Origin of the sequence: Porcibacter vitabionis, from assembly GCF_046263795.1 — a bacterium.
In the GTDB taxonomy this organism is placed as follows: Bacteria; Bacillota; Clostridia; order Lachnospirales; family Lachnospiraceae; genus Lachnocurva.
The window spans coordinates 24,991-39,286 of the sequence record NZ_JBJYZD010000003.1; the positions used below are offsets into that span (position 1 = coordinate 24,991).

The 14,296-nt window shown below is 48.5% G+C and carries 10 protein-coding genes; 2 read left to right on the forward strand and 8 right to left on the reverse strand.

Annotated elements, in window-relative coordinates:
• Positions 1-151: 151 nt before the first annotated feature.
• From ACKX2L_RS03390 to ACKX2L_RS03405, 4 genes are all read right to left on the reverse strand, one after another.
• Positions 152-1,375 carry a UDP-galactopyranose/dTDP-fucopyranose mutase family protein gene (locus tag ACKX2L_RS03390; RefSeq protein ID WP_497552612.1) on the reverse strand — a complete coding sequence of 408 codons (1,224 nt, stop codon included), beginning with the start codon at positions 1,373-1,375 and terminating at the stop codon, positions 152-154.
• Positions 1,376-1,634: 259 nt separating this feature from the next.
• A complete protein-coding gene (locus ACKX2L_RS03395) occupies positions 1,635-3,125 on the reverse strand; it encodes a MerR family transcriptional regulator (RefSeq protein WP_497551948.1) in 1,491 nt (496 codons plus the stop codon).
• Complete coding sequence (locus ACKX2L_RS03400; RefSeq protein ID WP_497551949.1) at positions 3,118-3,684, reverse strand: phosphate-starvation-inducible PsiE family protein; 567 nt, start codon at positions 3,682-3,684, stop codon at positions 3,118-3,120. The genes ACKX2L_RS03395 and ACKX2L_RS03400 overlap by 8 nt, the downstream gene beginning before the upstream one ends.
• A 121-nt stretch (positions 3,685-3,805) precedes the next feature.
• Positions 3,806-5,239, reverse strand: a complete 1,434-nt coding sequence (locus tag ACKX2L_RS03405; protein ID WP_497552613.1) for a DUF8462 domain-containing protein — start codon at positions 5,237-5,239, stop codon at positions 3,806-3,808.
• Positions 5,240-6,119: 880 nt separating this feature from the next.
• On the opposite strand from ACKX2L_RS03405, the gene glmS reads away from it, so the two are divergent.
• Both glmS and ACKX2L_RS03415 read left to right on the forward strand, forming a co-directional pair.
• The gene (gene glmS / locus ACKX2L_RS03410; RefSeq protein WP_497551951.1) at positions 6,120-8,003 is read left to right on the forward strand and encodes a glutamine--fructose-6-phosphate transaminase (isomerizing); all 1,884 of its coding nucleotides are present in this window, start codon (positions 6,120-6,122) and stop codon (positions 8,001-8,003) included.
• Positions 8,004-8,728: 725 nt separating this feature from the next.
• Positions 8,729-9,991: a UTP--glucose-1-phosphate uridylyltransferase gene (locus ACKX2L_RS03415; protein ID WP_497551952.1), complete on the forward strand. Its 1,263-nt coding sequence runs from the start codon at positions 8,729-8,731 to the stop codon at positions 9,989-9,991.
• Between the two features lie 89 nt (positions 9,992-10,080).
• Here ACKX2L_RS03415 and ACKX2L_RS03420 read toward each other — a convergent pair whose 3' ends face one another.
• From ACKX2L_RS03420 to cdaA, 4 genes are all read right to left on the reverse strand, one after another.
• Positions 10,081-10,347 (reverse strand): HPr family phosphocarrier protein, encoded by a 267-nt coding sequence (locus ACKX2L_RS03420; RefSeq protein WP_497551953.1) that lies wholly within the window; start codon positions 10,345-10,347, stop codon positions 10,081-10,083.
• A gap of 230 nt (positions 10,348-10,577) precedes the next feature.
• Positions 10,578-11,930 (reverse strand): phosphoglucosamine mutase, encoded by a 1,353-nt coding sequence (gene glmM, locus ACKX2L_RS03425; protein ID WP_497551954.1) that lies wholly within the window; start codon positions 11,928-11,930, stop codon positions 10,578-10,580.
• A gap of 152 nt (positions 11,931-12,082) precedes the next feature.
• A complete protein-coding gene (locus tag ACKX2L_RS03430) occupies positions 12,083-13,432 on the reverse strand; it encodes a CdaR family protein (protein ID WP_497551955.1) in 1,350 nt (449 codons plus the stop codon).
• Positions 13,425-14,294 carry a diadenylate cyclase CdaA gene (gene cdaA / locus ACKX2L_RS03435; RefSeq protein WP_497551956.1) on the reverse strand — a complete coding sequence of 290 codons (870 nt, stop codon included), beginning with the start codon at positions 14,292-14,294 and terminating at the stop codon, positions 13,425-13,427. The genes ACKX2L_RS03430 and cdaA overlap by 8 nt, the downstream gene beginning before the upstream one ends.
• Positions 14,295-14,296: the final 2 nt, after the last annotated feature.

Sequence of the window (14,296 nt, forward strand, 5' to 3'; positions counted from 1 at the left end):
TTCTTACCTCCTGAGTGAAAGTGAATCGAACCGCTACCATATTTACGTTCTTATCTTGTGTGAACATACTATAAGGGGTGACGTAACGTCATTGTCAAGCAGTTTTTTCATTATTTTATATTTCATCCACCAGATTTAATGCTGTAGCATCTTATATTTCATTCACCAGCTTTAATGCTGCAGCGATATCCTTATCCATATCGTAGTACTGATAGAGTCCCAGACGGCCACCAAACAGGACATCCTCTTCTCTTTTTGCAAGATCTGCATACTGCTGATACAAGGCATTGTTCTTCTCGTTATTGACCGGATAGTAAGGTTCTACTCCTGGTTTCCATTCAGAAGAATATTCCCGGGAAATAATGGTCTTATCCCCTTTTCCAAATTCAAAAAGCTTGTGCTCGATGATTCGGGTATAAGGCACTTCCTTTGCAGTATAGTTCACTACTGCATTGCCCTGATAATTATCTGTATCCAATTCCTCTGTTTCGAAACGGACCGAGCGATATTCCAGAGAACCGAATTGGTAATCATAATATTGATCGATCTGGCCGGTAAAAAGAATCTTGTCAAAGAGGAAGGTCGTTCCATCCGACAGGACGCCAGCATGGGGATTTACAATGATCTCATCCTCCGGGAAATCAGAAGCCTCTGCCTTCGGTTCCGGTTCTGCACGTCCAACCACCTTGAAGTAATCTTCTCCGGTACGTACATCGATCCCATCTAACATTTTTTCCACGATCTGTGTATAGCCGCCGATCGGGATCCCCTGATAGCGGTCGTTGAAATAGTTGTTATCATAGACAAAGCGAAAGGGCAGGCGCTTGATGATAAAGGCCGGAAGCTCTGTGCAAGGGCGTCCCCACTGCTTTTCAGTATAACCCTTGATCAGTTTCTCATAGACATCACGGCCTGCCAGAGACAGGGCCTGTTCTTCGAGATTCTGCGGTTCAAAAGGCTGATCGGCCGGGATTTTGCGCTTGGTCTTCATTTCTTCGATATAGGCATTTCGCTGCTCGTCGATCTTAGCCTTGGCTTCCTTGGGGGTTCGAATGTTCCACATACGGGAGAAGGTATTCATATTAAAAGGCAGGTTGTAGGTCTCGTCATGGTAGACTGCGATCGGGGAGTTGATGTAGTTATTGAATTCTGCAAATTGATTGATGTAGTCCCAGATTGCCCGGTCCGAGGTATGGAAAATATGTGCTCCATAACGATGGACATTAATATCGTCTACCTTTTCCGTGTAGATATTGCCGGCGATGTGATCCCGCTTATCGATGACCAGGCAGGACTTGCCGCGTTTCGTGATTTCATGGGCAAAGACGGCTCCGAAGAGGCCGGCGCCAACAACTAAATAATCGTACTGTTTCAAATTTTCCCTCGCTTTCTTACTAAATCAACAGCTTATGACTCTCATTTATGATTACGCGTGGTTTCCCTGCTACGATACTCCCGCCAGCCGCATGCTTTTCATGCGTGGGGGCGGGACATATGACACACGATCGTTAATGCTCATAAAACATGCTTTTTCATGCCTGGTGGCGAGACATATGACACACAATCGTTAATACTCATAAAACATGCTTTTCATGCATGGTGGTGAGACATAACACTATGAGCATTATATCATCTCAAACTTCGGCAAGGAAGGCCCCTGCATCCTTTGTGATATGAAACCCTTTCTCCACTTTCTTCTCCACAAAGTCATGGAATTCCTTATAGTGATTGAGAAGCAGCTGGTTCTGATTGCCATGACAGGAAAGAATGTAGGCAATCAATGGCTCTGCTTCTTTGATCTCAATCGAATCTTCGTATCGAAGCAATTGTACCTTGGGAAAGAAGGCTTTCAGAATCTCTTCTCCATTCTCCAGGCCAAAGCGCTCATAGAGTTTCTCTGACGAAAGGACGATGTCGGGATTAAATTCCTGCACAAGTTCTGTGATCTCTGCCATATGGCGGGAAGAATAGGTGGATGCCAGAAGGCGGCCGCCAGGTTTTAAAACGCGCCGGATCTCTGACAGGACCTGCTGCAGATTTTTGCAGTAAAACAACAGATGGTCAGCGATCACGAGATCAAAGCTATCCTTATCGAATGGGATGTGGGTACAGTCGAAAGCCCGGTAAGTAATATTCCGCGGGCTTCCGAGTGCATCTACTTTCGTCTGGTAGGCCCTTTTGATATTCTGCCTGGCATCCTTTAGCATCCCTTCTGACTGATCGGACAGACAGATGGAGATGTTACTTGGGATTCGGTCTATATTGTCCACCCAGAGGGAGGCGTTCCCGCAGCCAAGTTCCAGAAGGCGGGGCCGATCGTAGTTAAGCTGGACGGACCGGCCGGAGGGTTTCGGGGCCCGGTCGGCCATGGTTTCGATCTCAGACTGGCGAAAGATCCAGTGGAACCAGCCTTCCGGATTGGTGGAAAAGTCCCGATGGAGGCGGATCCGGGCGTTGATATTACTGGCGTCCTGATACTGGCTTTTCATACTGTCTTCCATGGCCGTCAGGTGAATGAGGCTCAGGATGGAGGACCAGTCGATTTCCTGCAAGGGCTGTTCCGGATCCGGGGTGGTAGAGCCGGGATCTGCTTTATACTGTCCCGGGACCGGGGCGGTTGAGCCGAAATCTGCTTTATGCTGTCCCGGATCCTGGGCGGTAGAGCCGCGATCTGCTTTATGCCGTCCCGCCGGATCGGATAGACGCTTTTTTTCTTCGTCTGACTGCGTCTTCTTCCGCACTCGCTTCAGTTGTCCAACTGTCCGGTCGATGGCTGCCTGCATAGCCTCCATCTGCTCAATCCGCTCCTGGATCAATTTTTTCTGAATGCCAAGGGATTCAACCAGATTGGCCGGGTCTCTGGATGCAATCGTCATTTCTCGGATCTCGTCCAGTGAAAAGCCCAGATACTTAAAAAGCAGGATCTGCTGGAGCTTGGCGAAGTCGGAGTCCGTGTAGCGACGGGCTCCGCTTTCTGTCCAGAAGCTTGGTTTCAGGATGTCCTGTTTGTCATAATAACGGATAGTCCGAATGGTCACATGGGCCTTCTCGGCGAACTGGCCGGTGGTGTAGACCTTCTGAGTGACAGGGTCTTGATTCGTCGTCGAATTCTCGTTCTTACTCATCGGCATTCTTGTCCTGAATGGAATCTGCTTCGCGAACCAGGTCGTGGTAGATCCTTTGCTTGGCTGGGCTCTGTGCCCCTTTTTGTTCCTGATCTGCATGATCTGTTGAAGTTGCCCGGTAGGGTGCTGTCGTGTAGGTATTCCCTGTTTCCGGAGTCTGCATCCGGTCAATGCCGGGCAGATTCTGATGTGTTTTATAATGGCTGATCACAAGTTTTGCCGCCAGAAGCAGGCAGATCCCGATAACGGAAATGAGATCCTGAGTTGGTGTCGTCTGCTGAAGGATCATATGTCTTGCGATTAAGAAGATCAGAACCTCAATAACCGTCAGGCTGGTCGGCTTCAAAAGCATTTTAAGAAACTCAACCGCGATTACAACTGTAAGGATTTCTTCTAAGACTTCCGAAAGTTCCCCTAACCCCAGGCCGTTCGTCATCATGCCGAAAAATTCCGGGACAAAGGAAATCACGGCAGCAACGGCTGCCAGAGCGACGAAGATCGATAGTATGATTTCCAGAATGTCGCCCAATTTTCCCATGATTGTTGTAAATTTCTTCATATATTGTTCTCCGTTCTTGTTGAAATTCGTTCTTGGCGAATCCGCTCTTGGTGAAATCCATTCTTGGTGAATTCGCTCTTGTTGAAATATTTTATGCGCCTGATTGCCCTCTTCTCTCCCTTCATGATCTCCCTTGAAAAAGAATCTGGTATTCTCTAAGGAAATCACGAAACATGGGAAATGTAAAGCGTAACGTTCCTCGTATGTCTGTCCTTACGATCTGCTCCTTCAGAAGCCGGTTTCGGTAAACGGACAAGTAGGATTTCGGTCGTTCCAGTTTCTCGCAGATATAGGTGATAGGCACATCTTCCTCAGGAAATTCTTTCATGATATCCAGGATCTGCTTCTCAACTCGGGACAGGGGCTGGTATAGCTGGTAATAGACCTTACGGAACATATTGGTCCGATAGGAGGATTCGATAGACAAAAGTCTGTTATAATTTATTCCCGGACTCTCTATGATTTGGTCGAGAAGCATCTGATAAGCCAGGGGATAACCGCCTGTCATCCTCGTTAATTGAAGCAGGTCTTCTTCCCCCAGACCAAGCCGGTCCGTGAAGATCTGGTTATAGGCTTCCTTAATGTCCCAGGGATTCAGCATTTCCAAGGGGTAGCTTCGGATGGGAAGCCGGTTTTTTAATCTGGCTGTCATTAGGATGGATATGGGATAGTCTCCCTTAGCAAGGCCGCGGCAGAAGGCGATGAGGTCTCTCAGCTCGGCACTGTCAGTGTCTGCAGAGTATGTTGTGCCTGCCCTGCTGCCTGGGGTGGTTGACTCGTCTGTGTTTGATCCCATCATGATCAGGAGACTGGAGCCGGCTTCCTTCAGGATACGGACCATAGAATTCGCAAGCATCCGATATTGGATCGATCTATATTTCTCACCGGGTGCATTGATATAGATCATGCCGTTTTCGATGCGGATGCCGCTGATCACTTCAATCATCTTGCGAATTGCAGGATCTGCTGCCTGATAGATCTCTTCGCATAAAGTCTGATAAATCGATGTGGAGGATGGAGTGGATGGTCTGAGTGAATCGGACGAACTTTGTGATCGTTTTGAGGTAATCGATCTGTCTTCGGCCTTGGATCTGCCAGAGGGAGTCCTCAAATCGGCTGGTTTTTCGTCCGTAAGTGGTATGGGTGACGAAACAACGATCCAGTCTTCCTCTTCCTTCAAACGATTTGCAAGATGCTGAAGGAAAGTCCTTTTTCCTATACCATAGACACCTGTCAGAGCCAAAGGGCCCGGCTCAGCCTGGAGCAGGCGGATCACGCGATCCTCATCCTGCTGTCGACCGATGTAGCGGTAGAGGGAAAGGTCTTTTTCTTCCTGGTATGGATCCCCCATGAAGTCTTTTTGTTGCTGGTCTTTTTGTAGCTGGTCTGTTTGTTGCTGGTTGGCAGGTGATTGCCTGAACTGGCTGGGCTGGGCGGCTTGGCTGTCTCGATGCAATACTCTTGCATCCGTATATTCCCCCTGGTCATCATCTTCATGAAACGAAGGCTGAAGATCCTGAAAATCTTTCATATAACGATTCTCTATTTCTGTCATATATCCAAGTTCTCCTCCTGAAGTTGATCCCTGTCTGCCATCTATCATTTCTCAATATTACATTCCGAAGATTAATCTCTTTTGTCTATCAGGTGTCTATGGTGTCTATCCGGTCAGGTATGTTCTTTATCTGTGTTTATTTTTGTTTATTCTTGTTTATAATAATTTATCATTTCTACAGAGTTTTTCCAGTATAATTTATGATCTCAACGGACTTTTTAACCTTCTTTTGTGGCATGTATATCCCGATGCTTACTCGAGTTCCGATGCTTCCTCGAGCGGATTGCTGCCTGGTGTGCCTGCCCGATTTGTTCGATATAGGAAATCTTTTCTGTTTCATGCGCTTTCTAGTGCCTGTGCAGGCGGATTCCTGCCCGGTTTGTTCGATATAGGAAATCTTTTTTATTTCATGCGTATTTTTGGGGCGGTTTTATAGCATGAAATTAAAATAATTTCATATATCGAATTTTAGGGCGATAAATGGCCCTTTTCAGGCTGAAAATGCGCATGATTCCAAAATAATTTCATATATTGAATTTTCTCCTGCCTCGCCTCATGCAATGCACCTCCTCATGTCCTTCCAATTCCCCGCCCCATATCCTTCCTGTCTTCACCCATCAAACCTGATCGGTATATGCTAAAAGACGTGCATTCTTGTTAGAAATCGTATATACTAGTTCTATTGATTTTCTATGATAATTGCTTCGATAATTGCTTTGACAATTGCTTCCATTGGTATTGCAATCTGGCGGATCCGATCAATCTGTATGAGCAGAATCTTTGTCAGCTAGATCTTCCACCGTCAGATCTGTATCCATTGAATATGTATTAGCTGAATTAAATAGCTGAATTTAATTAAGAATATAATGAGGTGAATTCTATGTGTGGAATTGTAGGTTACGTTGGTAACAGACAGGCAGGTGCCATTCTTCTGGATGGTCTGTCAAAACTCGAATACCGGGGGTATGACTCCGCCGGTATCTGTGTCCGGGATGGCGAGTCCCCGGCTATTGTGGTAAAGGAAGTCGGCAAGCTTCAGAACCTTTCGAACAAGGTCGATGGAGGCAAGGCCCTGAAAGGCACCTGTGGCATCGGTCATACCCGTTGGGCAACTCATGGTGCACCTAGTGTAATCAATGCTCACCCCCATGTTTCCGGCAACTGCACCGGTTCCGGCTCCGGCCCGGTCGAGTCCGAAGTGGTCGGCGTTCATAACGGAATCATCGAGAATTATCAGGAACTGAAGGAGAAGCTCCTCCGTCACGGTTACGAATTCTATTCTGAGACTGACACCGAGATTCTGATCAAGCTTGTGGACTATTATTATAAGAAGTACCAGGTCGGCCCCATCGATGCGCTGGCCAAGACCATGGTCCGGGTTCGCGGTTCCTATGCTCTGGAAGTCATGTTCACCGATCATCCTGGCGAGATCTATTGTGCCCGTAAGGACAGCCCCATGATCATCGGCCAGGGCAAGGGCGAGAACTTTATCGCATCCGATGTACCAGCCATTCTGAAATATACCCGCGACGTCTATTACATCGACAACCTTGAGATGGCCTGCGTTACCGCGGATCAGATCACTTTCTACAACCTGGACGGCGATACCGTCGACAAGAAGCTTGTTCATGTCGACATGGACTCCTCCGCTGCTGAAAAGGGCGGTTTCCCGCACTTCATGCTGAAGGAGATCCACGAGCAGCCAAAGGTCGTTGGCGACACTCTCAGGAAGTACATTCAAGGGGAAGGCGACGAGAGAAAGATAGACCTCTCGGAAGTCGGCCTTACGGACGACGACATTCGTTCTTTCCAGCAGATCTACTTCGTAGCCTGCGGTTCTGCTTGGCATGTCGGCATGGAAGTCCAGTATGTCATGGAAGAGTTCACGGATCTTCCGGTCCGCTGTGAACTTGCCAGCGAGTTCCGTTATCGGAAAATGAAACTCAATAAGAAGGGGCTGGTCATCATTGTTTCCCAGTCCGGCGAGACCGCTGACTCTCTCGCAGCTCTCCGCCTGGCCAAGGAAGAAGGTTTGAAGACTCTGGCCATCGTCAATGTGGTTGGTTCTTCGATTGCCCGGGAAGCTGACTATGTCATGTATACTCTGGCCGGTCCCGAGATCTCGGTTGCAACGACCAAAGCCTACAGTTGCCAGCTGATCTGCGGTTTCCTTCTCTCCCTGGAATTTGGCCGGGTTCGGAAGTCTCTGGAAGAGCCGGATAAGTACCAGTTCTATCTGGATGAGCTTCTCTCTATTCCGGATAAGATCAAAAAGATTCTTGAGGACAAGGAGCGGATCCAGTGGTTTGCTGCAAAGTATGCCAATGCAAAGGATATCTTCTTCATCGGTCGTGGCATTGACTATGCCATCTGTCTGGAAGGATCTCTGAAGATGAAGGAGATCAGCTATATCCATTCGGAGGCTTATGCTGCAGGCGAGTTGAAGCACGGCACCATTTCTCTGATTGAGGATGGAACCCTTGTCATCGGTTGCCTGACCCAGAGTGATCTCTACGAGAAAACCATCTCCAATATGGTCGAGTGCAAGAGCCGTGGTGCCTATCTCATGGGACTCACGGAATATGGCAAGTATGACGTTGAGGACCAGGTGAACTTCTCGGTCTATGTTCCAAAGGTAGACGAGCACTTCATCGGATCCCTGGCTATCATCCCTCTCCAGTTGCTTGGCTACTACACTTCCGTTGCCAAGGGTCTGGATGTCGACAAGCCCCGGAACCTGGCTAAGAGCGTTACGGTGGAGTAATAGAAGATTTCTGTAATATGACTGGACTTGTATTTTTTTCCATAATCCAAGCATTAGTCGAACAAGGTTTTCTATTGTTTTCTACAAATCCCATGGCATGGCCATGGGATTTTTGCTGTCTGCATGAATTGGTTGATTGCTGGTTGCATGAATTGATTTATTGCTTGATGCATAATAGTGACGGGTCTCTCCCCTCTGACAATTATCGTAATACATGCCCATGTCCAAAATTAAGATAGTGACGGGGCCTTTCCCTCGGGCATTTATCGTAATATAAGCCCATGTTCAAAATTAAGATAGTCGTAATCGTGATTCCCTATCCGATTTTTCAATTTGGTATATATTACGATAATTGAGCCTAAAACTGGCTATATTTAGACCAGCAACTATCGTACTTTTAGAATTTTCCTTCTCCTACGATATTTGCTCGTATTCATAGCCTCGCAGCCTTTTGATACCTGAGCCAAGTGGCCTTTGCCGCTTAAGCCAAGTGTCCCTGGTCTTAATTCAAGTACATACTTGCCTCTATATCGATAGAGGTATAGAATTAGCAATGTTATGAAAGGTGTGTATTTGCACAAATTCACACCGAATTTAAGAAGTATGCATGGCTTGCCAACCATTCCAGTATTCATGGAATGCAAGTTCTATCGCCCAATCCACGATGTTTTCTATGAAATTGGAATGTGAATTGCAATACCCATTCATGCAGCGAAGGAGGATATATGAATTTCGAAGAAGCAAAGAAAGTTTTGCTGGCCCATGATCAAATGCAGGTACTTGAGGGGTTTGATGACCTGACTTCTGATCAAAAGGCAGGTCTTTTGAAGCAAATTAGTGAGCTGGACTGGGATGTGATTGCCCAGGCGAAGAATCATGAGAAAATGGAGACCGGAGCCCTGTCTCCTCTTCCTGCTTTGACGGTTTCTGAGATCGAAGAAAAGAAGGAGTCCTTCAAGAAGACCGGTCTCGAAGCGATTCGGGCGGGAAAAGTAGCTGCCTGCCTTCTGGCCGGAGGTATGGGCACCCGGCTTGGTCTGGACCGTCCCAAGGGAGAGCTTAATATTGGTCTGACTCACCAGCTTTTCCTTTTCGAGCAGCTGATGAAGAATCTCGAAGAGGTCGTCGCAGAAGCGGATCCGACTTCTGATGGAAACTATCAGGCAGGTAAGACAGAAGTTACGATCCCGCTCTATATTATGACCTCAGAAAAGAATGATAAAGACACCAGGGCTTTCTTCAAGGAGCATGACTATTTCGGTTATCCGGAGGCTATGGTTCACTTCTTTGTTCAGGAGATGGCTGCAGCAGTTGATTACGATGGCAAGCTTCTCATGGAGGGGCCGGGAAGACTGGCAACTTCTCCGAACGGAAACGGTGGCTGGTTCTCGTCCCTTGCCAAGGCGGGATACCTCGATGACCTGCATAAGAGGGGAATCGAATGGATCAACATTTTCGCCGTTGACAATCCCCTTCAGAGAATGTGTACACCGGAATTTGTCGGTGCAACCATCCAGTCCGGTGCAGAGAGCGGCTCCAAGGTCATTGCTAAGAATGACCCTCACGAGAAAATGGGAGTTGTCTGTCGCGAAAATGGTCATCCCAGCGTCATCGAATATTATGAGATGACCGAGGATATGGCCGAGGAGCGGAACGCAGACGGCAGCCTGACCTATGGCATGGGCGTCATTCTGAATTATCTCTTCCAGGTTGAGAAACTGGAGAAGATCATGCGAGACCGCCTGCCGGTTCATGTTGTGGAAAAGAAGATCCCTTACATGGACAAGGACGGCAGCATTGTAAAGCCGGAGCAGCCGAATGGATATAAGTTTGAGACATTGGTTGTCGATATGATCCGTCTCATGAATGATACGGTTCCCTATGAGGTTATCCGTGAGAAGGAGTTCGCCCCGATCAAGAATCTGCATGGAGTAGATTCCCTGGATTCTTCCAGAGAACTCCTGAAGGGATGTGGAATTGAATTGTAGAATATAATCCCCGGTTCAGAGGTTCGCCCATTGTTTTATGGGCGGACCTCTAAGACCGGGGATTACTTATTATTGTTTGAAAGATCTCACTACGCCTCAAATCCGCTTTGGAAGAGATGGGCGATCTCATTCATCGCCTCAACTTCATCATGTCCGGTACAGATCACTTCTATGCTGTCGCCGAATTTAATTCCAGCTCCCAGGATCGATAGAACGCTCTTGGCATTGGCCTCATTCTCTCCTCTGTACTTGAATGTGATATGTGAATCGTATTTCTGTGCTGTGTCACAGAGCATACCGGCGGGACGAAGATGCAGTCCTGTCGGATTTACAATCTGGAATTTCTTTGCTACCATGTCTACCCCTTTCCTGGTGCCCGGCGAATACTCGCCTCTGACCTCTCTAGTCTCAATTCTTCAGCATTCCCTGCCTCGGCGAATTCTCGCCTCTGACCTCTCTAGTCTCAATTTTTCAACATTCCCTGCCCCGGCGAATTCTCGTCTCTGGCCTCTTTAGTCTCAATTTTTCAGCATCCCCTGCCTCGGCGAAGCCCCCTCTTCACCTTCGGCCTATATTGCTCCAAGAATCAGCTGTTCATCACCCGCTCGATCAGGTCTGCCAGCTCTCTTGCGTCTTTTTCAATCTCCTTCTGATCCTTGCCCTCGATCATGACACGAACCAGTGGCTCGGTTCCGGAGGGACGGATCAGGACACGACCCTGGCCGGCGAATTTGTTTTCCAGTTTCTGAATGGCTTCCGAGATTTCGGAATAGTCATGGAAGCTTGCCTTACGGTCGTTCGGGACCTTGGCATTGATCAGGGCCTGGGGCAGGACCTCCATAATGGAAGCCAGTTCCGACAGAGGTTTCTTCTCCTCAACCATAACATTCAGAAGGTTCAGGGCGGATAGCAGTCCGTCTCCGGTCGTATTCAGATCCAGGAAAATAATGTGGCCGCTTTGCTCACCTCCAATATTATACCCCTCTGCCTTCATCCGTTCCAGCACATAACGGTCACCAACTTGCGTGGTTGCGATCTTAATGCCCTGTTTTTGGCCCATTAAAGTAAACCCAAGGTTACTCATAACGGTAACGACACAGGTATTCTTCTTCAGGATTCCCTTCTCCTTCATGAAGTTCGAGCAGATGGCCATGATCTGGTCACCGTCAACCATATGGCCCTTCTCATCGACCGCCAGCATCCGGTCCGCATCCCCATCGAAAGCGATACCGCAGTCTGCCTTTTCCTCGACAACGCGCTGCATCAGCTCCTCCATATGGGTGGAACCGCAATGGTCATTGATATTGGTTCCGGTCGGATGGATGTGAATCGGGACAACCTCTGCTCCCAGGTCCTTCAGGGTCTGCACATTGGTATGATAGGATGCACCTTCTGCGCAGTCGACGACGATCTTCATCCCGGAAAGATCGACCGGGACTGCACTTTTCTCGAAATCAATATACTCTTGCCCCATATCGAAGGCATAGGTGACCCGGCCGACCTTCTCACCGGTTGGAAAATGAATGTCCTTCATGCCCGATTCAATCTCCGCCTGGATCTCATCTTCGAGTGCGTCCGGAAGCTTGTAGCCCTCGTGGTTAAAGAACTTGATGCCATTGAATTCCATGGGGTTATGGGATGCAGAGATCACAACACCGGCGCTGAAGTTATGCTTTCTGGTCAGATAGGCAATGGCCGGTGTCGGCAGAACGCCGACATAAATGGCATCGGCACCGGCTGAGCAGATCCCGGCAATCATGGCATTGGCAAGCATGCCGCCGGAGATTCGTGTATCGCAGCCAACCAGAATGGTGGGCTTACCGGATTCTTCCTTGGTCAGGACATATGCTCCTGCCTGACCGAGCTTGGTGGCAAGGTCAATGGTCAGCTCCTTTCCTGCTACTCCGCGTACTCCATCTGTACCAAACATTCTTGACATGGTTTTTTCCTCTCTATTGAATGAAACTATAATATGAGCAGCGCTTGCACTTTAGTCACTCATTTACGATTGCCTGATGTAAATTATTGTGACTGACTATGATAGGAGCAGTGCTTGCACTTTTGCACTCATCTATGATTACCTGCCTTCAACTATTGTGAATTTGACCCCGCTGCATTCGATGTCCCTGAACTCCCGGAACCCGCTTTTCCCGAACCGGCCCCATTCGATGCATTCCCATTCGTCTGATTTCCGTTCGTCGAGGTCTTGATTTCAAGCTCCGTACTTGCCGGTGTCTGGATCAGATTACTTCCCAGGGTCAGGGTGACAGAAACGACATGTTTTCCGGCCGCAAGTCCGCTGGCATCCACAGAACCGGTCAGGGTCGATCCATCCAACTGGTTCAGTTCCGTGCTCGGCCCGCTTATCGTAACGCTGACGGTACTACTTGTAAAGTTTCCGCCAAGACCACTGCCCAGATTCTGAATCGACAAATTTGCCGTCGGAACGTCGAACGCCTTCTGTCCCTCTTCCTTCAGCTTGACGGTGATTTTCGCCTTGCTGTCATCTGCATTTACAAGCAGAGCTCCCTCCGGCAGATAGGAAGTCAGATCGACCGTTGTCTCCCAGTTCGATGTAATATTCGAAAGATCAACAACATCCGGACCGATCTCAAGCGAAGTGATCCCTCCTAAGACATCCTTCGATCCGGAAATAGTGACTTCCTGCGGATCCACCGTGATCGAATCCAGCTCCTCTCCATTGGGCAGGCTTCCGCTGGTTTTCACGGTCACCGGAACCGTCTTACTATTTGAAATGGTGACTTTCAAATTGACCGTATCCGCCGAAAGCTTTAATTCTGACGTGTCGATCGTCTTGCCGGATTTGTCATAGAATTTTGGCACTGCCGAAACCGTCTGATCCTCGGAAATGCCATCCACATTGGCCGTTGCCGTGACGGTCTCTATTTTATTCACAATGCTCTTCGGCCCGTCCACCGTGATCACTTCCGGATCTGATTTCACCTGCGAAACGACATAGCCCGAGGCCGGCGTTCCGGTCGACCGGGCGTCTATCGTAAACTGGCTGGTCTGCAGATCGCCGAGCTTCAGACGGAGATAGTGAGGCGTGGCGGAAATAGAGACCGAGCCGGAATAATTCCTTGCGGAAATCGTGATAGGAATCTCATTATCATCTCCCAGATAGTTCATATCCGCTGTTGCCGTAAAGTCCTTGTTGGTCAGCTTCTGCTGAATGGTTCTCTTGGCCGTAACACGAAAGGAAACCGTCTGAGATCCAACGACTTCATAATACTTGCCTTGATCCGTCAGGGTCTGGGCATTGATGATCCGGACATTGGTGGTATACGTCTGCGTCGTTGAAGGGTTCTCAACGTTGACAACAAAAAACCAGGTCAGGATAGCGATCACGATGGCGCTGATCTTTAAGCCCAGATTATTCAGGAAGATCTGGTGGAGCCTTGCTTTGACTTTATTACTCATGGCCATCTCCTTCCTGCTTCTCGTTTTTGTCCTTATCTTTGGCCAGATCCTGGATCTGCTTCAGCATATCGGTCAACTGGTCGGCTGTAAGGTCATGATAGAGTTTTCCGTCTCTGGTAACGGAGATCATGCCGGTTTCCTCAGAAACAATGATGGTCGTTGCATCGGAGACCTCAGAGATACCAAGCCCGGCCCGGTGGCGGGTGCCCAGGGACTTGGAGATCTCCATGCTGTCACTTAAAGGCAGATAGCAGGTCGCTGCAACCACCCTGTCGCCACGAACGATCACGGCGCCGTCATGAAGCGGGGTGTTTTTCTCGAAAATATTAATGAGGAGCTGCCTTGTCACCAGGCCGTCGACCTCGATGCCGGTCCGGACATATTCGTTGAGCTGGATGTCACCCTCGATGACGATCAAAGCGCCGGTCTTCACGGCTCCCATTTCAAACGATCCTTTGACCAGTTCGGTCCTGGTCTTGTCGGAAAAGCGCCGGTCTGTATTTCTCCCGAAGTTAAAGGTAAAGATGCCGAAGATATTCTTCCTGCCCAGTTGTTCCAGGGCTTTTCGAAGTTCCGGCTGGAAAACGACGACCAGGGCGATCATTCCGAAATTCAAGAGGCGTTCGCCAAGCCATAGGATGGTCGACATGCGAAGCAGTGCGGCTACCAGGAAAAAGATCACAATAATGAGGATGCCGCGAAACAGCATCCAGGCCCTTGTGGACTTGATCCATTTTAAGAATTGATAGAGGAAGAAGGCAATGATAATGATCTCAGCGACATCGGTCACATGGATGTCCGGGATCCCCATCTGGAAGTAATCTTCCAGGAAACCTTCCACTTGCTGAATAAACTTGGTCAACG